General features: G+C 32.8%; 25 protein-coding genes. 16 read left to right on the top strand and 9 right to left on the bottom strand.

The genetic code is table 11. The features are described 5' to 3' along the window. The first annotated feature begins 56 nt into the window (after nt 1–56). The 10 genes from OEW74_RS08265 to OEW74_RS08220 all read left to right on the top strand — a co-directional run bounded on the left by OEW74_RS08265 (nt 57) and on the right by OEW74_RS08220 (nt 8,812). The gene (locus OEW74_RS08265; protein ID WP_066681456.1) at nt 57–386 is read left to right on the top strand and encodes a PadR family transcriptional regulator; all 330 of its coding nucleotides are present in this window, start codon (nt 57–59) and stop codon (nt 384–386) included. Between the two features lie 11 nt (nt 387–397). Next, nucleotides 398–2,125, top strand: coding sequence for a PspC domain-containing protein (locus tag OEW74_RS08260; RefSeq protein WP_265428015.1), 1,728 nt, complete (start codon nt 398–400; stop codon nt 2,123–2,125). Between the two features lie 315 nt (nt 2,126–2,440). Next, complete coding sequence (locus tag OEW74_RS08255; protein WP_265428014.1) at nt 2,441–3,037, top strand: 1-acyl-sn-glycerol-3-phosphate acyltransferase; 597 nt, start codon at nt 2,441–2,443, stop codon at nt 3,035–3,037. A 109-nt stretch (nt 3,038–3,146) separates the two neighbouring features. After that, on the top strand, nt 3,147–3,575 hold the full coding sequence (locus tag OEW74_RS08250; protein ID WP_265428052.1) for a PaaI family thioesterase: 429 nt from the start codon (nt 3,147–3,149) through the stop codon (nt 3,573–3,575). A 117-nt stretch (nt 3,576–3,692) separates the two neighbouring features. Further along, on the top strand, nt 3,693–4,151 hold the full coding sequence (locus OEW74_RS08245) for a protease complex subunit PrcB family protein (protein ID WP_265428013.1): 459 nt from the start codon (nt 3,693–3,695) through the stop codon (nt 4,149–4,151). Between the two features lie 63 nt (nt 4,152–4,214). After that, the gene (locus tag OEW74_RS08240) at nt 4,215–4,682 is read left to right on the top strand and encodes a hypothetical protein (protein ID WP_265428012.1); all 468 of its coding nucleotides are present in this window, start codon (nt 4,215–4,217) and stop codon (nt 4,680–4,682) included. 51 nt (nt 4,683–4,733) lie between these two features. Further along, complete coding sequence (locus OEW74_RS08235; RefSeq protein WP_265428011.1) at nt 4,734–5,810, top strand: hypothetical protein; 1,077 nt, start codon at nt 4,734–4,736, stop codon at nt 5,808–5,810. A 1-nt stretch (nt 5,811) separates the two neighbouring features. Then, the gene (locus OEW74_RS08230; RefSeq protein WP_265428010.1) at nt 5,812–6,909 is read left to right on the top strand and encodes an RNA polymerase sigma factor; all 1,098 of its coding nucleotides are present in this window, start codon (nt 5,812–5,814) and stop codon (nt 6,907–6,909) included. Between the two features lie 13 nt (nt 6,910–6,922). Then, complete coding sequence (locus OEW74_RS08225) at nt 6,923–7,807, top strand: hypothetical protein (RefSeq protein ID WP_265428009.1); 885 nt, start codon at nt 6,923–6,925, stop codon at nt 7,805–7,807. 24 nt (nt 7,808–7,831) lie between these two features. Then, nucleotides 7,832–8,812 (top strand): chorismate-binding protein, encoded by a 981-nt coding sequence (locus OEW74_RS08220; RefSeq protein ID WP_265428008.1) that lies wholly within the window; start codon nt 7,832–7,834, stop codon nt 8,810–8,812. Between the two features lie 71 nt (nt 8,813–8,883). Here OEW74_RS08220 and OEW74_RS08215 read toward each other — a convergent pair whose 3' ends face one another. From OEW74_RS08215 to OEW74_RS08175, 9 genes are all read right to left on the bottom strand, one after another. Then, nucleotides 8,884–9,078: a hypothetical protein gene (locus OEW74_RS08215; RefSeq protein WP_066681436.1), complete on the bottom strand. Its 195-nt coding sequence runs from the start codon at nt 9,076–9,078 to the stop codon at nt 8,884–8,886. A gap of 3 nt (nt 9,079–9,081) precedes the next feature. Continuing rightward, nucleotides 9,082–9,684 carry a MarC family protein gene (locus OEW74_RS08210; protein WP_265428007.1) on the bottom strand — a complete coding sequence of 201 codons (603 nt, stop codon included), beginning with the start codon at nt 9,682–9,684 and terminating at the stop codon, nt 9,082–9,084. 43 nt (nt 9,685–9,727) lie between these two features. Continuing rightward, a complete protein-coding gene (locus OEW74_RS08205) occupies nt 9,728–11,461 on the bottom strand; it encodes a BatD family protein (RefSeq protein WP_265428006.1) in 1,734 nt (577 codons plus the stop codon). Further along, nucleotides 11,461–12,195, bottom strand: coding sequence for a tetratricopeptide repeat protein (locus OEW74_RS08200; RefSeq protein ID WP_265428005.1), 735 nt, complete (start codon nt 12,193–12,195; stop codon nt 11,461–11,463). The genes OEW74_RS08205 and OEW74_RS08200 overlap by 1 nt, the downstream gene beginning before the upstream one ends. A 90-nt stretch (nt 12,196–12,285) precedes the next feature. After that, nucleotides 12,286–13,293, bottom strand: a complete 1,008-nt coding sequence (locus OEW74_RS08195) for a vWA domain-containing protein (RefSeq protein ID WP_265428004.1) — start codon at nt 13,291–13,293, stop codon at nt 12,286–12,288. Further along, nucleotides 13,293–14,285: a vWA domain-containing protein gene (locus tag OEW74_RS08190; protein WP_265428003.1), complete on the bottom strand. Its 993-nt coding sequence runs from the start codon at nt 14,283–14,285 to the stop codon at nt 13,293–13,295. The genes OEW74_RS08195 and OEW74_RS08190 overlap by 1 nt, the downstream gene beginning before the upstream one ends. Continuing rightward, complete coding sequence (locus OEW74_RS08185) at nt 14,278–15,174, bottom strand: BatD family protein (protein ID WP_265428002.1); 897 nt, start codon at nt 15,172–15,174, stop codon at nt 14,278–14,280. Before OEW74_RS08185 ends, OEW74_RS08190 begins: the two co-directional genes overlap by 8 nt. Nucleotides 15,175–15,254: 80 nt before the next feature. Then, entirely contained in the window at nt 15,255–16,118 is an 864-nt protein-coding gene (locus OEW74_RS08180) for a DUF58 domain-containing protein (RefSeq protein ID WP_265428001.1), read from the bottom strand. 91 nt (nt 16,119–16,209) lie between these two features. Next, nucleotides 16,210–17,214 (bottom strand): AAA family ATPase, encoded by a 1,005-nt coding sequence (locus tag OEW74_RS08175; RefSeq protein WP_265428000.1) that lies wholly within the window; start codon nt 17,212–17,214, stop codon nt 16,210–16,212. Between the two features lie 251 nt (nt 17,215–17,465). On the opposite strand from OEW74_RS08175, the gene OEW74_RS08170 reads away from it, so the two are divergent. From OEW74_RS08170 to OEW74_RS08145, 6 genes are all read left to right on the top strand, one after another. Further along, nucleotides 17,466–17,936, top strand: coding sequence for a DinB family protein (locus OEW74_RS08170; protein ID WP_219242418.1), 471 nt, complete (start codon nt 17,466–17,468; stop codon nt 17,934–17,936). 46 nt (nt 17,937–17,982) lie between these two features. Then, nucleotides 17,983–18,372: a four helix bundle protein gene (locus OEW74_RS08165; RefSeq protein WP_265427999.1), complete on the top strand. Its 390-nt coding sequence runs from the start codon at nt 17,983–17,985 to the stop codon at nt 18,370–18,372. Nucleotides 18,373–18,422: 50 nt separating this feature from the next. Further along, on the top strand, nt 18,423–19,163 hold the full coding sequence (gene rlmB, locus OEW74_RS08160) for a 23S rRNA (guanosine(2251)-2'-O)-methyltransferase RlmB (protein ID WP_265427998.1): 741 nt from the start codon (nt 18,423–18,425) through the stop codon (nt 19,161–19,163). Nucleotides 19,164–19,240: 77 nt separating this feature from the next. Further along, nucleotides 19,241–20,287 (top strand): DUF6263 family protein, encoded by a 1,047-nt coding sequence (locus tag OEW74_RS08155; RefSeq protein WP_265427997.1) that lies wholly within the window; start codon nt 19,241–19,243, stop codon nt 20,285–20,287. Between the two features lie 87 nt (nt 20,288–20,374). Then, on the top strand, nt 20,375–20,602 hold the full coding sequence (locus OEW74_RS08150) for a hypothetical protein (protein WP_416207906.1): 228 nt from the start codon (nt 20,375–20,377) through the stop codon (nt 20,600–20,602). Between the two features lie 63 nt (nt 20,603–20,665). Beyond that, nucleotides 20,666–23,215 carry a YfhO family protein gene (locus OEW74_RS08145; protein WP_265427996.1) on the top strand — a complete coding sequence of 850 codons (2,550 nt, stop codon included), beginning with the start codon at nt 20,666–20,668 and terminating at the stop codon, nt 23,213–23,215. The last annotated feature ends 46 nt before the right edge of the window (nt 23,216–23,261 follow it).

Genomic DNA, 23,261 nt, shown 5'->3' with positions numbered 1-23,261 from the left:
CTAGCTAGGAACCGAAAACTGAAAATTATATAACTAATTAACAAAACCTATTAAAGATGAATACCGAAAATACCAAAGCGCAAATGCGAAAAGGGATTCTGGAATTCTGTATTTTAAGCCTTATCAACAATCGCGAAATGTATGTTTCTGATTTAATAGATGAGCTGAAAAAAGGAAAACTGGATGTAGTGGAAGGAACCCTCTACCCTCTTTTAACAAGATTGAAAAATGGAGAATTTCTTTCCTACAGATGGGAAGAATCTACAGGAGGACCTCCCAGAAAATATTATCAAATTACAGAAAAAGGCAAAACGTTTTTATCTGAACTTCAAATCACCTGGAAAGAATTAACAGATTCTGTAAACCAAATCACTCAAAAACTTTAAAAACAAAAGCTATGAACAAGACACTCTCAATAGGACTCGCAGGTTTTTCTTTCACTATAGAAGAACACGCATACATAAAGCTTAGCGATTATCTGAATGCTCTGAGAAGCTCTTTGGATATTTCTGAAGCTGATGAGGTAATTCACGATATAGAAATCAGAATGGTTGAAATCTTCAGAGATTCATTAGGAAAACGCGAAGTAATCAACGACGGTGATGTAGAAAGAGTAATTGCACAGATTGGTACTCCTGAGAAAATAGAAGAGCAAGAAGAAGCATATTATTCAGAAAAAAATACAAAATCGAATAAGAATAATTCTACAGGAACAAACTACACAGACAAAAGACAATTGTTCCGTGATCCTGAGAAACAAAAAATTGCAGGGGTTTGCGCAGGTTTAGCAGCATATTCCGGAATGGAAATTTCTTGGATGAGATTAATCTGGGTAGGTGCATTTTTATTCTTATGGGTTGCACCGGGATCATCTTTCCTTGTAATTATTTTATACTTTATTCTTTGGGCAGTTTTACCAAAAGCAGAATCTGCATCAGATTTTCTTAAGATGAAGGGTAAACCTTTAAATTTTGATAATCTAAAAGAAGAATCAAGCAAAATTGTACAGTTTGCCAACGAAACAAGTACAAGAGCGGGTGAAATTTTCACCGAAAACAAACCTTACATCAATAACGCAGGAAACGGAGTTTGGAATGTTTTAAAATATATTATCGGTGCATTCTTCGCTTTGATGGCAGTAGGAAGTATTATAGGAGTATTTGTGGTATTCGGACTTTTTGGAATTGATTCAAATTTTCCGGGAGCTAATGAAATGAAATTCTATTTCGATGACGACGGACTGTATAATGTTTTAGCAGCAATTATCATTGTAGGATCTTTAATTCCGGCTATTCTATTCAGTCTGTTGAGTATTAAAATCTTCTCGCCAAAAACTAAACTTAGAAATATCGGTTGGGTTTTAGGAGCATTATTTATCTCTTTAATGGGTTTAGGCGCTTACTTTGGAGTAAGTATGGCAAAAAGAGATATGATTTTTAAAGGTCATAAAGAAGATGTGGAAGAAGTTGCCATCAATACAACCTCAGATACCATCTATGTTGATATGAAAAACGTAACGATTCCTCAGAATTTTACAGCATACGACGATGATCTTTATTCTGACAAAAACTCTGTTTTCAAAAAAGACTGGATTCATGTAGATGTGACAAGAAAAGCGGATATCAAAACACCTTATCTAATTATAAAGAAAGAAGCAAAAGGCTATAATTACCCTTTAAACGTAAGTGTTCCTGTAGAAATTGTAGATAATAAAGTGATACTTCCAAACTACGTTAAATATCCTTACGAGCACCGTTTCAGAGATTACAGCATTGATTACGAATTGGTAATTCCACAAAATGCAGTGGTAATTCCATTGAAAAAAGATCAGATGAATTTTGATGGCGATACCGATGGAAACGGAATCAACGATAATGAAGAGTCTGATGATAACGAAAACGGAAATATCAGCATCGAAAAAAACAAAATCTCTATCAATGGTTCTACTATCGAGTACAATTCAGATGATAAAGATAGCGTAATTATCAATGGAGTAAAAGTTTCTGAAAGAGATGCCAAGAAGAAAATTGACTCTATCAAAAACATCATCAAGCAAAACGAAAACGAAATAAAAAGCATCGAAATCAAAGACGGAGACAGCAAAGTTTCTATAAAAACCAAATAATTCAAACCTCAGAGAGTGACGGAAGGTGTGAATGAAAGACAACCGTTTGAAATTCACACTCTTCTACTCTCAGAAATAGACAAATATTTTTCTAAAAAAATTATTTTATGTCATAAAAAAGTATTATATTCGTATATTCAAATTCCATAAAAACAAACACAAAAAAATTTAACGTCATGGTACAAGTAGTTTTAGAAATTGCAGTGAAAATCGCAGATTTAATTAGCAGTTTGTTTTAAGAGCGACAATATTTCAATATATTTGTAAAGTATATCCAAAGTTTGGTTATACTTTTTTGTTTTAAATATAAAATACATGAAAAAACTGATAGGCAGTTTAATGCTAAAAATTCTAGGTTGGAAAGTAGTTTTGCAGGGCGATGTCAACAATCTCGATCGTTGTATACTCGTTGTAGCACCACACACTCACAATATGGAATATCTATTGGGAAATTTAGCCTATTGGAAATTAGGAAAAAAACTAAAAATCATCATCAAAGATGCTCATACTAAAGCTTGGTATGGAGCAGTAGTAAGAGGTTTAGGCGGAATCGGGATCGACAGAAGCCAGAAAAACGATCTTATTAATTTTGTTGCTAATGAGTTTAAAAAAGAAGATTTCAGCTTGGTAATTACACCTGAAGGAACAAGAAGTTGGGTTCCGAAATGGAGAAAAGGTTTTTACCACATGGCTTTAGCAGCTAAAGTTCCTATTGTTTTGGCAGCAGGTGATTTTAAAAGAAATATTGTCTATTTAGGTTACCAAATCCCTTATGAAAGACTGGAAACAGCAAGTTTCGCTGAGATAATGAAGGAGATTCAGGATTATTATATTAAAAACGATATCGGTCCAAAAATTCCCGCCAACTGGAATCCGGATATTATGGGGAACGATGCTGAAGTTAGGAGTTAGGAGTTAGGAGTTAGGAGTTAGGAGCAAAATTACTTTTTACTTTTTACTTTTTACTTTTTACTTAAAAAATTAATCATTACCAATTACTTATTACCCATAAAAAATGTACATTAAAGATAAAACCAAGGCAGAAATATTAGAATTCATCAACAATTGGGGTGAAGAAACTTTTGCCAAAACACTCAAAATACAATTTATCGACATCGATGTGGAAAACGAAACACTTACCGCAACAATGCCTGTCTCACCAAAAATTCATCAACCTTTCGGGATTATGCATGGTGGAGCAAGTTGCGTTTTAGCAGAAACAATGGGTTCTAGCCTTTCTAATATTTTTATCGACGGAAGCAAATATTTTGGTGTAGGAACCAATATCAATTCTAATCATCTAAGAAGTAAAAAAGACGGAATTGTAACTGCAGTCGCACGTTTCATCAGAAAAGGAAAAACAATGCATGTATCAGAGATTGAGATTCGTGACGAAAAAGGTCAATTGATCAATCATACGACGATGACGAACAATATTATCAACCGATAAGAAATTTATTTTAAATAAAATTTAGAGACTCAAATTTTTGAGTCTTTTTTATTATGTTACAACAAAACTTTTAGATTTTCATTTATTATGTAATTGAAAAACATAAATTTACACATCATGAAAAAACATTTAATTATTCTATTATATTCCGTATTATTCATTGTAACTTCATGTCGTAATGATGATGAAAACATTGAGAATAAAAATCAAATTAACTTTCAATTGATTGGAAAAGGAAATTTGATAGGAAATTACGTTAATCCTCAAAACACCATTATTACAAACTCTATACAATGGAATAATTTTCTGAATAAAATAGACAGCACAACTTATCAAACTTCTGCTAGTTTTATAACAACTTATATTAATTTTAACGAATTTATAGTTATCGTTGTAGTAGATGAAACTTATCCAAGCGGTGGACACTCAATCGAGATTACGAAAATGGAAGACTACCCTAGTTATATTACTATCAATGTAGAGAAATCGTTAAATGAAAACGTCACATCTTTTATCACTCAGCCTTATCATATTGTGAAAATTCCTAAAACAGCTAAATCTTTAATATTTAATTAAAGCCTCCTGCAACCTTTTTATTTTTTTTCATCTTATATAAAGAAACCCTTAAATTTATACATCATGAAAAAACATTTACTTCTTTTATTATGTTCCATCTTTTTTATGACGATTTCCTGTAGTGATAATCACGATAACGAGGAACAATTGGAGAGCAAAAACCAAATTAATTTTCAGTTAATTGGAAAGGGAAACTTTGTGGGAAATTACGCAGCCCAACAAAACACAGTGATTACAACCTCTACGCAATGGAATAATTTTTTAAATCAAATAGACAGTCCAAACAATCATCCTTCGGCAGGTTTTACGGAAACCAATATCGATTTTAATCAATTTATGGTTATCATCGTTATTGATGCAGTTTATCCAAACGGCGGACATTCCGTTGATATTATGACCGTTGATGAAAACGCTCAGAATATTGAAATTGATGTAGAAAAATTACTTCAGGGAAACGTAACAACTGTTGTAACTCAACCCTATCACATCGTGAAAATACCTAAAATTCAAAAACCTGTGATATTTAATTAAAATCTACTGCAACCTTTTTACATTTCCACATCTTTAAAGAAAAGAATGACCATGAGAAACTTAATTTTACTTTTCATTTTATTGTTAACATTTGTATTTTCTTGCAGGGAAAATGATATTGATGAAGGGCTTGAACAAAAAAATGCTTCGTATGATGTTTACATAGCAGGAAGAGAAAACAGTAAAGCATGTTTTTGGAAAAATATGATTAAAACTGATCTAAGCAATGGAGATGGTATAAACACAATTAATATTAAGGTTGAAAATAGTGATGTTTACGTTACCGGAGTTACACTACCCAATACAGCAAATAATGGAATAGAATATTTTTGGAAAAACAACGTGAGAACTACCGTTAAGCAATATCTTAACATTCCGAATAACGTTCAGTATTATATTAAATCTTTTACCGTAAACAATGGCGATGTTTATTTTTCAGGGTATGTAGAAAACCCGGTAACAACAAGCGCATTTGACCGATATGAAACTTGCTATTGGAAAAACGGAACAAAAACCATACTTCATAAAAGTGCATATTCTTTTGCAACAGAAAATATCTTTATTGATGGCTTAGATGTATATGTTTCTACTTCAAAAATTAATAATAATCAAAATATAGAATTTGGTTATTATAAGAATGGAACCTTTAATTCAATACCATCAAGCTACGTTTATAATTTTACGAAAAACGGTAACGGAATTCATTTATTATTTCAGAATAATTTTAAATATTATTCTAAAAATATTAGTACCAATACAGATGCTTTAATTGGTGATTACAATCATCCAGTTCATGTATTGGGTAAAATAATATCTCATAATCTGAATAATGATTTATATACAATTCAAAGTTCATCTGGTGGACATTATTTTAAAAACAATGTAGAAATTGTTCCTACATTTTCTACATTACCCTATATTCAGGATATGTTTGTATTAGATAACAATATTTATATGATAAAATATGATAATAATCTTTATCCTAATCCCAACAATCCAAATTCTACCTACAATGCTAAGCTATTCATAAATAACATAGAATCGCAAAATATAACGAGTATAAGCAACGCAGGAACTGGTTTTTACCCTACAGGAAGTTTCAGCTCCATTTATGTAGTTCAAAATTAAAATGCAAAATAAACTCAACTGGCAAAAAATCTACCTCGACCATTCCCCAAAACTTTTGGGGATTTGTCGCAGATATATCACAGATTTACAGACTGCGGAAGATATTGTGCAGGATAGTTTTATAACGGCAATTCAGAAAAATCATCAACTGAAAGATGAAAAAGCAATTTTCGGTTGGTTAAAAAAAATTGTTGTCAACAATGCATTGCAATTTATCCGAAAGGCTAGTAAAGACACCTTCATTACATCCGAAACCTCAGAAATATCAGATACATTGACCGAAATGACCGCATCTGCAATGGACGAAAAAAAACATATTTTAGCCTACGATTTTACGAGAGAAGAACTATTACAATCTATCGATAGTTTACCTTCTCATCACAAGTCGGTTTTCAATTTATATTATATCGAAAACTATTCTCACGCTGAGATTTCAAGTTTGCTGAAAATTCCAATTAATACTTCAAAATCTCATTTGATGAGAGCTAAAAAATCGGTACAAAGCTATTTAATGACTCATTTCGTCAACCATGAAACTCCGAAAAATAAAACGGCACAACTTTTAGTTTTTCTTGGGTTTGGTGGCTTGTTATGGGCGCAAAATTTTCAAAGTAAATTTTCAGACTTTACTATTCCGCTATCGAAAAATTTTGAAATTCCGTCTGATATCGATTCGAATACAATTTTGTTTTCTTCAACCGAAAATTTCTGGAAACAGAAAGCAATTATCGGAACTACTTTCTTCATTATTATCGTTGGGTTTATTTTATTTTTTAGTCCTAAAAATTCTTTAATAAAAACATTTAATTCCAACATTTCAAGCTCTAAACCAATAGAAAGTGGCGCAACGATCAACCAAATCAAATTAAATACGGACAATAAATTACCTTTAAATGAAGGCTTAGAAAATGTAAAAACAGTTCAAAATTCAGTTTCAGAAAACAATAAAGATTTAAAATCAGAAAATCGTTCCTTTACAACAAAAAACGTAGTATCTTCAAAGCCTATAACACAAAAAGATTCTGCTGAAAACGTTTCTCACAAAGTGATTGTGGTAAAAAAAATCATCCAGAGAGACACTGTATTTATAGAAAGATAAAACTAAACCAACAATGCTTTTAAGAAAAATAATTTTACTTTTTTCTGTTATATTCATCACTTTCGCTTTTGCTCAACGCAAAAAAACAGACACCATTTATGTTTATGAAAAAGTGATTGTGTACGACACTATTTATCTTGAAAAAGCAGTAAAATTAAAACCTGCAAATCTTATGTTTTCTTCTTTGGAAATCGAGGAAGAAGAAATTAAAGAAATCAATAGAAATTTCGATAAACTACAACTTGAAGAACAAATAAAAAAACTTAGAACGAAAAGCTTTCAATACGGAATTCAGGCAGGAGTTGATTTCAAAAAAGCAAGCTGGGCAGAAATGCTGTCAGAAAAAAATCAACAATTTGGACAAAATTTTGGAATTTGGGTTTCTAAAAGTATTATCGATCCTAATTTTTCATTAATGCTTTCCGCAAATCTTCATCATTGGAATTCTACATTTGATCTCGATACCAATAAAGAAGAAACTTATCTCGACGGTTATTATTTTTCTGCAGATGATCAACCTCTACTCTTCCAAAGATTTAACAATAAACATTTTGAATATGTTTTGCAGTTAAAATCAATCTACGAATGGAAAAACCTGCGACCTTTTGTTGGATTTTTAGTCAATAAAAACAATTACAAAATGCAGTTTTTGGTACCGGAAAATAATGTTCTGAATAAATTGGATGACTTTAAAAGCAATCAAATCAATTTTGGGTTTTCTTTAGGTTTACAATATCGAATATTCAGTCGATTTTTGATTGATGTGGAATATCAACATTATAAAATAAAGAATCTTTCTTTAAAAAACTCATCATTTGATTTTGACATTTTTAAGACTAATAATACCTTTGCTGAAAGAAAAATCAGTTTAGGAATTTCTTATTTTATTTCTAAATAATGGTTTTCTGAAAGATTCAAAATTATGATCTATTTCAAATTTCCTTTTGACGAGAAACTCTATTCTACAGACGAAAATTCTACTATAAATTCAATCAACTTTCATTCTTTTAATAATATTGAAAAAATTGATATTGCCGGAAAAGTTATTGAAAAAAAACTTTCGGAATTTGAAAATATAAAGATCAGTTCGAAAATTTTACCGGAAGATGAAACTCAGTTTATTGCAGAAACTCAAGAAGAATATTTGCAAAAACTCGAAGAAGTCATTGAAATTATCAAAGAAAATAATCTTCCGAAACTGGTACTTTCCAGAAGAAAAATCTTCAAAGATTTTAATGAAATAGATTTAAAAGAAAGTTTCAACAACCTGTGCAAAAATTATCCTAACGCATTTAAATATTTATTCTTCGATGGCGAAACATCATGGATTGGAGCTTTTTCCGAAGTTTTAGGAAAATTCAACAAATCAACTCACAAGTTTGAAACGATGAGCATTGCCGGGACAATTCCCGTTTCTGAAGAATGGACTGAAAAAGAGATTGAAGAACAGAAACCTGTTTCGTCTTATATCAGAAATATTTTACAAAAATTTGCCACTCTGAGCGAAGTCGAAGAGTCGGAAACCTACGATCATATTTCAGGAAATATTAAGCATCTAAAAACCGATTTTAAGATAAAAATAAATCCTGAAGATTTAGATTCTATTATTCAGGAACTTCATCCCACTCCTGCAGTTTGTGGAATTCCTAAAGATTTTTGCAGAGAAGTTATAGAAAAAGTTGAAAAATTCCCACGAGAATTGTACGCTGGATATATCAAAATTGAGACAGAAGATTACATTCAGTATTTCGTTAATCTACGTTGCGCAAGATTATATAAAAACTCGGTTCATCTCTTTGTTGGAGGCGGAATTACCGCTCAAAGCAACCCCGAAAAAGAATGGAATGAGACTGAGCTTAAGTCTGAAGCTGTTTTGAAAAATTTAGTTATAATACATTCATAAAAATAAAATATTTAAGCCAACAAAAAACCTCTTTCAAAACGAAAGAGGTTTTATATTTTATTTACAAAGAATTACTTCTTTGCGCCTATTTTACTCCAAGTATTCAGGATGAAAAGTAAACCAACACCCAACAATCCACAAGCGATTGAAATTAAAAATTTAACATTATCTTCAGATGTAATATCTGAATTCCAGTCGATTGCATACGTATTGATAGCGATGATTACGACAAATACGATTAAAAATACTTTATAAAACTTCTGCATGATCTAAAAATTTATATAATTCTGCACCAGCTGCGCAAAATTTGCGGTAAATAATTTAATTGAAATTGCCAGTAGAATAATTCCGAAAACTTTCTGAAGAATTGCCAAAGACGCCTCTCCCATTTTCCTTTCAATCCACTTCGCAGATTTCAGCACCAAATATACGAAAATTGTATTGAGAATGATTCCACAAATAATGTTAATATCATGAAACTCTGCTCTTAAAGACAAAGTAGTCGTTAAAGTTCCTGCTCCTGCGACCAAAGGAAACGCAATCGGAACAATGGAGGCAGATTTTGCTTCGGTTGTTTTGTTGATTTCAATGCCTAAAATCATTTCAAGCGCAATCACGAAAATAACAAAAGCACCTGCAATAGCAAATGAATTGACATCTACTCCGATAAATTTTAGGATTTTGTTTCCTACAAAAAGAAAGACAATCATTATCAATCCGGCAGTAATTGATGCTTTTCCGGCTTCAATTTGCCCGAATTTCTGCTGTAAGCTTACCACAATCGGCACTGAGCCGATGATGTCGATGACCGCAAAAAGTACCATAAAACAGGTAATTACTTCTTTAAAAGAAAAACTGTTGAAAACCTCCATTTCTTACGATTATTAATTTCGCAAAAATATAAATAAAAAATGATTATTTACTAATAACGGAATATAATTTAACAATATCTTTTAACAAGTCGTTTAAAGAATCTTCTGAGGTGATTGGAGAATACTTCTCTATCTGAACTTTTTGCAATAATTCCTGATAGTTTTCTGCAACAGATCTGCCGTTTTGTCTTTCAAGAAACACTTTAAAATCTTCTTTAGAGCTTTGGAAATACTGGCTTCTTACTTCTGCATCCATTTCTTCAAAGGTTTCAAAAAACTTAGGATAATCTCCGGAAGCTTTCAGGTTTTCGAGGTAAGCAAAATAATCGTTGATGTCGGTTTTTAAGCTTTCTCTTATCTCTTTTTCTGTTTCTGCAACAGATCCTAAAGGTTTTGGGCTTGGTTTTTCTTTAATTTTACTTTGTTTTTTTTGCCAATATTTAAAAAGCATATAAACGATAAACAAGCCAATCAAAATACCTATATTCACAAAAAGTACATTCCAGTTGAATTTACTTTTTTCTTTTACTTTAAATGAAGTGGTTTTCAAAACCGGGCTATCAACCGTTTCAAGCAATGTATTCGTATAGTCATTTACCTTTTCCACTGTTGATCTTGCTTCTAAAACCTGATCATGTGAAAAAGCGGTTAAGCCTAATTTTTCCTGTCCAAGATTTACATATTCTTTTTCCGCAGGATTGAAAAAAGCAAAAGCTTCTGTTTTAACAACCAATTCACCTGCTTTTTTAGGAATTAAAATATATTTAGCTAAAATTTCCCCTTTCATTCCTGTAAGACCAGTGTTTACGTGAGAAGTAATTTTTGGAGCAAACACTTCATAATCTGGGGATTCTTCAATTTTAGGAAGACTCATATCTGCAAGATTACCTTCACCAGATACTTTTACGGTAACATTTACAGGTTTTTTGGCTTCAATTTTTTCTTTTGGTGAACAATAAATATCTACTTTAAAATTACCTACTGCATTCTTAAAAGATTCCGGTGAACCTTCAGGAAGTTTTTTTACATTAAGCCTTACTTTATTGGAAGCAATTTTATTTTTAGTTGAAAAAGTGTTTACCAAAGCAGAAACCGAAGGAACTTCTACATAACCAGATTCGTTGGGAAACACCATGAAAACAGCCAAAACCTGCGATGCCATATTGGCGTAACCGGAAGGATCAATCTCTGATCTTTTTAAACTGATTGGATGTACATTGATATTTTCCTGCTGCGGAAGTCGTACGTTTTTTACTCTTCTAAGATTATCTATATTTCTTGAATAAACGCGCAAAACGGCAACTGTAGGCTGATCCTGATACACTTCACGGTCTTCAATTTCCATATTCAGATAAACGTCGTTAGCAATATTTGCTATTGGTTTTTTATCAATGTCTTTTATGAAAATATCAAAAGGTTCGGTTTTATAAATTTTGTTGTTAACATTTACCAGAACTGAACCAATTCTTATTTTCCCTTTCTGTTTAGGTTCAAGAGCGATTCGGGTAATGTATTGATCCATTGCCGTATTGGTGTCGGCGTCATTAACGATTTGATTGAATGATCCGCTACCGATCATATTAAACTTAGACAAATCCGGAAGCATGATTTTACTTTTCTGCTCCAGATTGTTTCCGTTTAATTCTAAAACAATGGTAAGATTTACGATTTCTCTACCGTTGTAATCCGTTTTATCAGATCTCATCGACAGTTGTACCTGTCCGTAAGAAATTACAGATATAAGGGTAAATATTGCGTAAATAAATTTTTGTTTCATCACCAATCTTTCTCGTTGCTTTGCGGCTTTGAATAAGATTTTTCGTCTAAAATTCTTTTGGCAGTTTTTCTTTCTCTGCCATTGATACTGTCCAGGATCGCTTTTTCTATTTCTTTGGGAAGTTTGCCTTCGCCGCCTTTCCCTTTGGGTTTATCATCCTCTCCTTTATTTTGTTGAGGACCGTTGCCCTGCTCCTGTTTTTGATTTTTAGAATCTCCTTTCTCTCCTTTGTTTTTATCTTGTCCGCCTCCGTTTTTACCGGAGCCTTGGTCTTTCTTGCTGTTGTTCCTTTCTTTTTCCTTCTGCTTCAGCTTAGCAATCTCATAGTTTTTTCTTGTCGCCTCATTATAAGGATCCTGTTTTAGAGATTGTTTGTAATAATCAGCGGCTTTATCCGGCTGATTCATCTGCATCATTGTATTTCCCAAATTATGAAGCGTTGCCGCTTTATCCGGTAAAGTCTGAGAAAGTTTTTCTGCTTTTGCATACTCTTCTTTCGCATCCTGATACATTTTTCTTTTATACAAAGCGTTTCCTAGATTGTAATGTGCCGTAAAATCACCTGAATTTGATTTTATAGCTTCCATGTACTTTGAAGAAGCGCCATCATAGTCATTAGCATTAAATTTTTGATTGCCTTCAAAGACTAAAGTCTTATAACTTTCCTGCCCAAATAATGCACCTGAGAACGAAAAAGCAAATAGTAACGCTAAAAATACAATTTTAGTATTCATCCCTTGCAAAATTATCCCTTTATATGTTAAGAAACAGCGTCTTATTTGTTAAAATTGGGTTAAAGTATTCAATTAAAAATAGATTTCTTTTTAAATATTAAAATCTCTTTTAGGATTAAATAAGAAAATCAATAAAAAGAAGAATATAGAAACACCTAAAAAGTACTGATAATAATGATTAGCATTTTGAGAATTAACCGTTGTAACAGTATCTGACACCGTTCTGTTGATTTCGTCAGCAATTCTTTTAGGAGCATCATTCATGTTGTTTCCATCAATGTAAGTTCCGCCTGTAGATTCTGCCATTTTTCTAAGAGCTCCGGTTTGTCTTTTAGAAATCACAGTTTCGCCATTCTGATCAAATTTATAGCCTATAAGCTGGCCATATTTATAAATCGGTACGGGTGCGCCTTCATCAGTTCCTACCCCAACAGAAGTAATCGCTATTCCTTCTTTATTTGCTAATCGTATTGCAGCGTTGTCGTTCCCCTCATTATCTTCACCATCGCTTATCAAAACTACTTTTCTTGCACCTTTGTTGATATTTTTAAATTTGGTCGCTGTAGTTTCCATTGCTGAAAGAAAATCTGTCCCTTGAATGGTAATATTATCTGTACTTAAATCTGTAATATAATTTTCTACTGAACTGTAATCTGTTGTTAATGGCATGATAGAAACCGCTTCACCTGCAAAAATCACAATTCCTATTTTATCGTTTTTCAGTTCATGCATTGTATTGATGATAAGATTCTTAGCCTGAGTAAGTCGATCTGGATTAATATCTTCGGCATTCATAGAATTAGAGACATCCAATACAAACATTACGTTATTCATCTTTTGCTTGGTCTGTATCTTTTCTGCTCCACTTAAAAGGTCGATAATTGAGAATATCAGGAAAAGTGTTGCCAGAAAATAAAGTGCAGGAAATAATTTTATAAATCCTGAATTCTTTTCAAATAAACTTTCATGGAATTTTGTCTCTGCAAATAATGCTCTTTTCCTTTTTTTCCAACGAAGATAGCTCATCAGAAAAAATGATAAAAGCGGCAGAAGCAGCAATAACAAAAGATACCAGTAATTTCCTAAATACCAATCCATCAGCTTAAAAATTTATATAGTATCCAACGTAAAACAGCATCAAAAACCAGCATTCCTAAAGCGATCCAAAGAAAAATTTTAAAATACTCTTCATAATTATACAATTTAGAAATATTGATGTCGGTTTTTTCAAGTTTATTAATTTCAGAATAAATTTCCTGCAATCTGTTTTCAGAATCTGCTCTGTAATATTTACCATCGGTAGTTGCAGCAATTTCTCTCAACATATTTTCATCAATAGAAACTTCTCTTTCATCATAAATATATCCAAATTCATCATAAGTAACAGGCATTAAGGCATAGCCATTAGTTCCTATTCCTATGCAATATACTTTAATATGATTGTCTTTGGCAAGAGTCGCGGCAAGCTCTGGAGAAAAAAGATTTTTCACGGGGCTGTTTACACCGTCGGTCATCAAAATAATCACTTTACTTTTCGCTTTACTTTTCATCAGGTGATTCACGGCAACCGCCAAACCGTCTCCTACAGAAGTTCCGTCTGCCATTTCACGCTGATTCATATTCACAATTTCTTCCTTTACGGCATCATGATCAAACGTTAAAGGTACTTTCAGAAAAGCTTCCATCTTATATTTCACCAAACCAAATCGGTCATTTGGTCGTTTGTTGATAAAATCTACTGCAATATTCTTCAATACATCATAGCGATCCGGCTCAAAATCTTTAGACAACATACTCAGCGAAACATCTACAGCCAACATAATATCAATGCCTTTCGTTTCATCTCTGTCTTGAGACACCGAAAAAGTTCTCGGTCTTGCCATGGCAATAATCAAAGCAGAAAGAATAATATATTTTGAGATTTTCAATAAGAAAAGCACAGGCAGAATACCATTACTGCTATTCATATTTTTGATAGTGGGAACTTTTATTCCTTTTCTTTTTTTCTGACTTAAATCTCTAAATAAAAGCGGGATAAACACCAAAAACAAAAGAAAAAACCACGGACTGTAAAATTCAAAATCAAACATCTTTTCTCAGGTTTTCAAATTCTAAATCCTTGGAAGAGCGCTGCACAAAGTCTCTTATTTCAGTAAAATCTTTTTCCATCAACTGTTTATCAGGAAATGTTTTGGCAAATTTCACCAAATCTCCTCTTAAGAAAACATCTTCCACAATTTTTTCATTCTCCTGCGAAATCGTATTATTTTCTTTCATTAAAACAATTAAATCATCCGTCAGCAAAATATCTGCAGGAATTCGGTATTGTTTGGTGATGAATTTTCTGGAAATATCGATTAATTCCACATAAAATGAACGGTAATCTCCGTCTTCGATGTATTTTTTCTTCTTTAATGAATCAAGTTCTTTTAAAGTCTGATTTGTCGCTACAACAGGTGAATCTTTACTTCTTCTTCCGTATTTCACAAACATTACAATCGCAAATATTAAACAGATAAAAACGATAGCTGCTAAAACATACCATTTATAAAGTTGCCAGTAATCGGTTATCTCCAAATCAACTTCCTTATTACTCATAATATCATTAATCTGATCTTCTTTCATCGCAGTATTAATGACCTCAATTTCGTAAGGAATTGTTTTTAAAAGCTTATCTCCCACTTTAAATTCGAGCTCCGGAATTTTAAAAACTCCTTCTTCATAAACAGCAAATTCTATTTTTCTTTCATACGTATTGGCGTTGATACTGATACTGTCTGAAATTTCTTCAAAATGAAAAGGCAATAATTCATCTTTTGGAGCCGTGATCACCGCACGACTTTTAAGATTGTCTATTTTTATCACCAAATGATTAACTTCTCCCAAAGCAAGCGTTGTTTTCTCCAGTTTAGAAGAAAGAAGCTGTGAAAAAGAATTTACACAGATAAAAAATGAGAGTAATAAGAATATTTTTTTCAATTTAAATACTAAATTTTGGCTAAAGCCTATTTTCTATTTTATCATGTAAAGCGGACTAAAGTCCGCTCCTATTGAATATTTTATTTTTTCTGAAAATAATTATACAACATTTTTGAGTAATCTTCTCCGGTATTGATGTTCATAAACTCGGCGGAAGAATTGGCAAAATCTTCTTCCAGATTTCTTTGTTTCTGTTTTTGTGCTTCAGCAAAAGTGTATCGCCATCTTGCACTTGAAGTATTTGCCCAAACCTGATTTCCTGTTTCAGCATCGTATAGCAAAGTGTAACCTACATCGGGAATTTCGTTATCTTTTTCGTCATAAATTCTCATTCCCAAAAGTTGGTGTTTCTTAGAAGCTACTCTCAGAATTTTAGAATCGTAATCATCCTCAAAATCCGAAAGCAAAAACACAAGAGACTTTCTTTTAAAAATCCCCATCATATATTCTAAAGCTTTATCAATTTTTGATTCTGTAGGAACATATTCAGCTGTCAAAATATGACTGATCATCGATAAAACATGCTTCCTTCCTTTCTGTGGCGGAATCACTTTATATACTTTATCGGCAAATAAAATCAATCCTACTTTATCATTATTTCCCGCTGCCGAAAATCCTAAACTTGCTGCAATTTCTGCAACATATTCTCTTTTCAACTGGGTCTTCGTACCGTAATCCATTGATGCAGAAATATCAACCAAAATCATCATGGTCAATTCTCTTTCCTCTTCCATCACTTTGACGAAAGGTTCACGAAAACGAGCCGTTTTATTCCAGTCAATCCTACGAATTTCATCTCCGAATTGGTAAGGGCGAACTTCAGAAAACGTCATTCCCTGTCCTTTAAAAGCACTGTGATATTGCCCCATCAAAGTAGCTTCCGTTTTCCTTCTGGTACGGATTTCTATTTGCTTGACCTTTTTTACAATATCTTTTATTTGCATAATCAATTTGAAAATGTGCTAATTTGAGAATTTGAAAGTGAGAAAGATGATAATTTTCAAATTTCTACATTCTCAAATTTTCAAATTGCGATTAGGGTGCTTGAATTTTCGCTAAAATTCTGTTTACAATTTCTTCGGAAGTAATTTCTTCGGCTTCTGCTTCAAAAGTAAGCCCGATTCTGTGTCTTAAAACATCCTGTGCTAAAGCTCTTACATCTTCAGGAATTACAAAAGCTCTTCCTTTCAAAAAAGCATACGCTCTTGAAGCAATAGCTAAGTTGATTGATGCTCTTGGTGAAGCTCCAAAACTTATATAATTTTTCAATTCAGAGAGACCATATTTTTCAGGATAACGGGTTGCAAAAACCATATCCAGAATATATTTCTCAATCTTTTCGTCTAAATAAATCTGATTAACAATTGCTTTTGCTTCAACAATATTCTGTAATGAAATCACCTGTTTAATTTCAGGTTGATGCGAAGTAGAAACCATTCTCATCACCTTTCTTTCATCTTCAAATTCAGGATAATCGATTTTACATTTCAGCATAAAACGGTCGCTTTGAGCTTCAGGTAAAAGATAAGTTCCTTCCTGATCGATTGGGTTTTGAGTGGCTAAAACCAAAAAAGGTTTTGGTAAAGGCATGGTTTCGTCACCAATGGTCACCTGTTTTTCCTGCATTACTTCCAAAAGAGCCGACTGCACTTTTGCCGGAGCTCGGTTGATCTCATCTGCCAAAACAAAATTCGCAAAAACAGGACCTCTTTTTATCGAAAAATCATTTTCTTTGATATTGTAAATCATTGTTCCCACCACATCTGCAGGAAGCAAATCGGGTGTAAACTGAATTCTTGAAAACTCACCGTGAACAGCTTCTGCCAAAGTCTTTATCGCTAAAGTTTTTGCCAAACCGGGAACACCTTCCAGCAAAACGTGACCATTCCCTAAAAGACCTATCAAAAGTCGGTCAATCATGTAATGTTGACCAATAATCGCTTTATTGATTTCCTGCCTCAAAAGATTAAAAAAATAATTCTGTTCTTTAACCTTTTCGGTCAATTGACGGATGTCTTCTGCTTGATATGAATCTGACATTAGTTTGAATTAAAATAATGGGTAAATTTCTGATAAATACTTGCACTAATCAACACAATTAATGCCATATTTGAGTTAAAGTTTGTTAAATCTTCTTTCTTAAATGTAAGGTTAATAATCGGTCTTTTAATAAATTTATCTCAACAAAATCACTTATTTCATAAAAATCTATAAATTTTCTATCATTGCTTCGGTCAAGAATTGTCATTTTCAGTTTATTAAACTATTTTTGACGATTAAAATATTGTAAAATGAATTATCATTTTCAAGCTCACCGACAGGTTAGAAAAAACCTTTTAGATATTCTGCAGGATACTTCTCACGAAGATCTTTTATTAATCCCTGATGGTTTTAATAACAATATCTATTGGAATATTGCTCACACCGTTGCTACACAGCAATTGTTGCATTATTACCTGAGTGGAAATCCTTTCAGAATTGATAAATATTGGATTGAAACGTACAAAAAAGGAACGTTACCGAATCTGAATGTTCAAAGATCTGAAGTAGAAGATTTAGAATTTTTACTGACCGAAACTTCAAAAACTTTAATGAAAGATTTCGATAGTGATTTCTTTTCAGATTACACACCATACACTACAAGTTTTGGGATGGATCTGAAGAGTATTCAAGATGCAATTATTTTTAACAACATGCACGAAAGTCTGCACTATGGCTACGCAATGGCGCAGAAAAGAGCAATTTTAGGAGAAAAGTATTAAGGTTCAAGGTTTGAAGTTTAAAGTTTAAAGTTTAAAGTTTAAAGTTATGGCGACAATCAACAAATTCGAAGATTTGGAGATATGGAAATTATCTAGAATTTTATGCGCTGAGATTTTTGAAATTATTGAAACTACAAATCTTAAAAACAACTTTAGACTTAGCAATCAGATTGATGGTTCATCAGGTTCAATCATGGATAACATTGCTGAAGGATTTGAAAGAAATGGAAATAAAGAATTCATCAACTTCCTTTCTATTGAGAAAGCATCATGTGGAGAAACCAGATCGCAATTATACAGAGTATTTGACAGGAATTTTATTACTCCTGAAAAATTTGAAAATTTAAAAGAACAGACAGAATTACTGAGCAGAAAAATAGGCTCATTTATTAATTATTTAAAGAATACAGACTTGAAAGGGACAAAGTTTAAATAACAAATCTATTTTAACATTGAACTTTAAACCTTAAACGTTGAACTATACATATGAAAGACGATTTTATTTTTGGGCTTCGTCCCGTATTGGAAGCTATTGAAGCTGGAAAAACTATTGACAAAATTTTTGTACAAAATGCATTGCAGGGAGAGATTTATGCGGAACTGAAAGCTATTTTAGCAAAAAATAAAATACGTCCCAACTACGTTCCTGTAGAGAAACTTAACCGTTTTACAAGAAAAAACCACCAAGGTGTAGTAGCTTTTATTTCTGATGTTCCGTTTCACAGAATAGAAAATATTGTTCCTGAATTATTTGAAGAAGGTAAAACGCCATTCATTTTAATTTTAGACAGATTAACCGATGTAAGAAACTTCGGAGCAATTTGTAGAACTGCAGAATGTGTAGGAATAGATGCGGTTGTAATTCCTGAAAAAGGAGGCGCACCCGTAAATTCTGATGCGATAAAAACTTCAGCCGGAGCGATGTATAATATCAAAATTTGTAAAGAAACAAATCTGGCTCACGTTGTAGATTTCCTACAACAAAGTGGAATTTCAGTATTTTCTGCCACTGAAAAGGCACAAAAATTGATTTACGACGTTGATTTTACTGAACCTTGCGCCATTGTAATGGGAAATGAAGAAACCGGAATTTCTAAAGAAGTGTTGCATCATTCAGACGAAAAAATAAAGCTTCCGATAGAAGGAAAAACACAATCATTGAATGTTTCTGTAGCTTGTGGAGCTATTTTATATGAAGCAATGAGACAGAAAATCACAAAAATTTAATTCACCTTTTAAAATTATTTAATGAAATCGAGAGCAATTCGATTTCATATGACCTTAAAGAAATAAGAAAATTCCATATGAAAAATATAGCAGCATTAGCGCTTATCTCAATAGCACTTGTTTCATGTAAAAAGGAAACAGCAACAGTCACTAAAGTAGATCCTAAAACAGGAAAAACCATTACTGTAGAAGTTCCCGCAGATTCTATAAAAGAAGTAAAAGCAGATGCGGCAATCAAAGATTCTTTGGGAGTTTTCAAACAAACTTTTAAGCTTGAAAAAGGAAAAACATATCCTTTAACAACTTATCAGAGAGATACCAAAACAATGACTGATCCACAAGGGAAAACCATGACCGGAACCAGCGAATCTACTGACGAAATGAGCTTCACCGTAAATGATATCAAAGGAAACGTTTACGATATGACCATTAATCTGATCGGAAAGAGAAATTCTCAGTCTGCACAAGGTAAAACGGTTGTTGTAGATACAAAATTACCAATTCCGAAAGAAGACAACCTGAAAATGATCTGGAATGTAAACAAAGCACTTACCGGAAATAAGCTGAACATGAAGATGGATACAAAAGGAAACGTAATTTCTATCACCGGATTTGAAGCAGTGTACACAAAAATATCTGATGCTTTGAAGAATCTAGTTAAAGATGCTAACCAAAGAGCAAGTGTAGTAGCAAGCCTTAAAGAAAGTTTCAACGAAAAAGTATTGAAAGATCAGTTTGAAAAAAATCTTTCGGTAATTCCTAAAAAAGGAGCTAAAATCGGTGATAAATGGAGTACTTCTGAAAATGCAGACGAGGCAGGAAAAATTAAAGTGACTTCAAACTATACATTGAAAAGCGCAGGAAACGGAATTGTAGAAATTTCAATCACTGGTGGAATTCCTAAAAAAGAAGAGAAAAAATCTCAAGGTTCGATGACGCACAGCATGAGCAGTGAATTGTCTCAAAACGGAACTATCAAGTTTGATCAAAATACAGGCTGGATTAACAACCAAAACATCAGTGTAAAAACAACGCAGGTAGAAACTATTTCAGACGGAAAACAATCTCAGTCTATGAAAAGTGTTTCAAACTCTTCTGTAATGGTAAACCCTTCATCTAAATAGGTTTTAGGGTTTGAGTGTCCGAAAGTTTTAGAGCTGAGATTCTACAACTTAAAACCTTAAACTTTCAATTATTAAATAAAAAGTAATATGTCTTTTATCAAAGGAATTTTTGAGATCGTTCTCGCAACCATTGTTATTTTTTTTGTCTGGAATATTTTGAAGCGAATTTTCTTCAAAAAGTTTTATAATTTCATGGGATTCAAACCCAATAACAATCAACAGCAGGAAACCAAAAACTCAAAAGTGAATATTGAGAAAAAAGTAAAGTGGGACGCAGAAACTGTGGACTATGAAGAGGTGAAAGAGAAAAGATAGTTTTATTTAAATATTATTTTGAATCTTTACAACATCTAAAATAAAATCTACTTAATAACCAAGATGGCAAAAAACAAAAACGTTATATACATTGCAATTTCTTTAATTGCATTTTTAGTTTTAGCATTTTTATATTCTACTCCTGTTTTTACAGGAAAACAGCTTTTTCAGCATGATATTGTACAGTATCGTGGTGGCGCAAAAGAGTTGATTGATTATCGAAACAACTTCGACAAAGAAACCTACTGGAGCGATTCTATGTTTGGCGGAATGCCGACTTATCAAATGGGAAGCCGTTTTGAAGGCGATATCATTAAAAAAGTTGACAGCTACCTGAATATTTTGCCAAGGCCGGTTAATTATCTGTTTTTATTGTTCTCAGGATTTTTCCTGTTAGGAATGGTTGCCGTCCGAAACTGGAAATACGCCCTTTTGGGAGCCACATTTTTCGGGCTCTCCACCTATTTTTACATCATTATTGCAGCCGGACACAACGGAAAAGTAAACACCATAGAATATTTCGCACCGCTTTTAGCCGGAATTTTATTGGTTTATATCCGCAAAAAATACGTTCTCGGATTTATTGTCACTACCCTTTTCTTCGGATTACAGGTTGCTGCAAACCATCCGCAAATGACGTATTATCTGTTCTTAGGTTTAGGATTTTTATTTATTTCTGAATTAGTAAGAGCAATAAAAAAGAAAGTTCCGATGAAACATTTTTTAATTTCATCAGGAATTATAGCTTCGGCTTTAGCAATCGGAGTTGGAATGAATTCTCAAAGAATCATGGCAAACTCCGAATATATTAAAGAAACAGTAAGAGGAAAACAGATTCTGAATACCGAGACCCATACTGCCGGAAATACCGGAATGGACAAAGAAAGTATCTTGATGTGGAGCTACGGCCAGCTGGAAACTTTAAATCTATTTATTCCAAGATTGATGGGAGGCGGAAGCCAGGAACCTGAAGGAAAAGAGATGATGGAAAAAGTACAGCAGCTTGTTCAGGATAATGTAACTTCTCAAGCCGAGTACGACCGAATTTCTAAAGGATTTGGAAGTTTAACATATTGGGGAGACCAACCGGGAACTTCCGGACCGGCTTATCAAGGTGCCATTGTTTGTTTCTTGGCACTTTTAGGATTCTTTTTTGCCTCAAAAAAATACCGTTACTGGATCTTAGGTGCTACAATTCTAACCATATTATTGGCTTGGGGAAGCAACTTCATGCCGCTTTCAGACTTCTTTATAGAATACGTTCCGTTTTATAGCAAATTCAGAGCGCCATCTTCTATTTTGGTTGTTGTGGAATTGTTATTCCCGTTAATTGCAATTATCGGATTATACAGATTTTTCAATAGTGAAACTTTAGAAGAAGACTACAAAAAGAAAATCCTTACGTATGTTGGAGGTGGAACTTTAGGTTTAACTTTAATCTTAATTATTTTTGGAAAATCAATTTTAGGTTTTGCAACGGATAACGAAAAAGTATATTTACCACCTTTCCTGCTCGATTATCTGGTTGATGAACGTTTCAGTATGTTCAGAACAGACGCTATCAAAGCATTAGTGTATGTTGGAATTACGGTAGCCGTTTTATTCTTTGCTTTAAAACAAAAACTAAATCAAAACATCGCTTTGGTTATTATTGGATTGGTGAGTTTATTTGATCTTTGGACGGTTAATAAGCGTTATTTAAATGATGATAATTATGTAGATAAGATCTTCGCTGAAAACCCTTTCCAGACTGAAGGATCAGATTATTTAGCTGAAAAAGTAGGCGATAATGCCAACTTACAATCGATTTTAGCAAGTATTCCTGTGAACAAAACTTTGGAAACAATTGCTGAAAAGGATAAAAAACATTACCGAATTTACAATCAGGTTTTAGGAACTACCAGCGAAACCAACACTTCTTATTTCAAAGCTTCTATCGGAGGTTATCATGCGGTGAAACTGAGAAGATATGACGATCTATTAAATAAATATATCGTACAACCCGACAGCATAAAAACTCCAAAAATTCTGAATTTACTCAACACCAAGTACATGATTTTTGGAAATCCGGGAGAGCCACAAGTTGTTCCGAACCCTAAAGCCAATGGAAATGCATGGTTTGTAAGTGATTTAAAATTTGTAAACACTCCAAATGAAGAAATTAAATATATCGGAGAAATCGACAGTAAGAAAACCGCTGTTATTAATGCTTCCGACAAATCATATTTCAATAACAGACCAGTTCAGGCAGATTCAACCGCTACAATTAATTTAACAAAATATGAAGCGAATGAATTGGAATTCAAATCTCAGTCTAAAACTCCGCAATTAGCCGTTTTCTCTGAAATTTATTATCCTCATGGCTGGAAAGTTTTTGTTGATGAAAAAGAAGTTCCATACATCAAAGCCGATTATTTATTGCGTGCAGTACACGTTCCGGCAGGAAACCATCATATTAAAATGATTTTTGAACCGCAAGTCATCGAAACCGGAAAATGGATTTCTCTTCTTTGCTTCGGATTATTCATCGCATTGAGTGCTTTCGGAATTTATTTTATTTACCGAAAAAAAGATAAAAAACAAGTTGAAATCTCAATTGACAAATCTGTGTAAATTTCTGTCATTCTGAACGAAGCATAGCGCAGTGAAGAATCTCATT

This window comes from Chryseobacterium sp. YIM B08800 (genome assembly GCF_026163565.1).
Taxonomy (GTDB): domain Bacteria; phylum Bacteroidota; class Bacteroidia; order Flavobacteriales; family Weeksellaceae; genus Chryseobacterium.
This window is presented reverse-complemented; position numbering and strand designations above follow the sequence as displayed.

Coding starts and splice junctions, on each gene's coding strand:
- OEW74_RS08265 (WP_066681456.1), top strand. CDS start 57: ATGAATACCGAAAATACCAAAGCGCAAATGCGAAAAGGGATTCTGGAA.
- OEW74_RS08260 (WP_265428015.1), top strand. CDS start 398: ATGAACAAGACACTCTCAATAGGACTCGCAGGTTTTTCTTTCACTATA.
- OEW74_RS08255 (WP_265428014.1), top strand. CDS start 2,441: ATGAAAAAACTGATAGGCAGTTTAATGCTAAAAATTCTAGGTTGGAAA.
- OEW74_RS08245 (WP_265428013.1), top strand. CDS start 3,693: ATGAAAAAACATTTAATTATTCTATTATATTCCGTATTATTCATTGTA.
- OEW74_RS08240 (WP_265428012.1), top strand. CDS start 4,215: ATGAAAAAACATTTACTTCTTTTATTATGTTCCATCTTTTTTATGACG.
- OEW74_RS08235 (WP_265428011.1), top strand. CDS start 4,734: ATGAGAAACTTAATTTTACTTTTCATTTTATTGTTAACATTTGTATTT.
- OEW74_RS08230 (WP_265428010.1), top strand. CDS start 5,812: ATGCAAAATAAACTCAACTGGCAAAAAATCTACCTCGACCATTCCCCA.
- OEW74_RS08225 (WP_265428009.1), top strand. CDS start 6,923: ATGCTTTTAAGAAAAATAATTTTACTTTTTTCTGTTATATTCATCACT.
- OEW74_RS08220 (WP_265428008.1), top strand. CDS start 7,832: ATGATCTATTTCAAATTTCCTTTTGACGAGAAACTCTATTCTACAGAC.
- OEW74_RS08215 (WP_066681436.1), bottom strand. CDS start 9,078: ATGCAGAAGTTTTATAAAGTATTTTTAATCGTATTTGTCGTAATCATC.
- OEW74_RS08210 (WP_265428007.1), bottom strand. CDS start 9,684: ATGGAGGTTTTCAACAGTTTTTCTTTTAAAGAAGTAATTACCTGTTTT.
- OEW74_RS08205 (WP_265428006.1), bottom strand. CDS start 11,461: ATGAAACAAAAATTTATTTACGCAATATTTACCCTTATATCTGTAATT.
- OEW74_RS08200 (WP_265428005.1), bottom strand. CDS start 12,195: ATGAATACTAAAATTGTATTTTTAGCGTTACTATTTGCTTTTTCGTTC.
- OEW74_RS08195 (WP_265428004.1), bottom strand. CDS start 13,293: ATGGATTGGTATTTAGGAAATTACTGGTATCTTTTGTTATTGCTGCTT.
- OEW74_RS08190 (WP_265428003.1), bottom strand. CDS start 14,285: ATGTTTGATTTTGAATTTTACAGTCCGTGGTTTTTTCTTTTGTTTTTG.
- OEW74_RS08180 (WP_265428001.1), bottom strand. CDS start 16,118: ATGCAAATAAAAGATATTGTAAAAAAGGTCAAGCAAATAGAAATCCGT.
- OEW74_RS08175 (WP_265428000.1), bottom strand. CDS start 17,214: ATGTCAGATTCATATCAAGCAGAAGACATCCGTCAATTGACCGAAAAG.
- OEW74_RS08170 (WP_219242418.1), top strand. CDS start 17,466: ATGAATTATCATTTTCAAGCTCACCGACAGGTTAGAAAAAACCTTTTA.
- OEW74_RS08165 (WP_265427999.1), top strand. CDS start 17,983: ATGGCGACAATCAACAAATTCGAAGATTTGGAGATATGGAAATTATCT.
- rlmB (WP_265427998.1), top strand. CDS start 18,423: ATGAAAGACGATTTTATTTTTGGGCTTCGTCCCGTATTGGAAGCTATT.
- OEW74_RS08155 (WP_265427997.1), top strand. CDS start 19,241: ATGAAAAATATAGCAGCATTAGCGCTTATCTCAATAGCACTTGTTTCA.
- OEW74_RS08150 (WP_416207906.1), top strand. CDS start 20,375: ATGTCTTTTATCAAAGGAATTTTTGAGATCGTTCTCGCAACCATTGTT.
- OEW74_RS08145 (WP_265427996.1), top strand. CDS start 20,666: ATGGCAAAAAACAAAAACGTTATATACATTGCAATTTCTTTAATTGCA.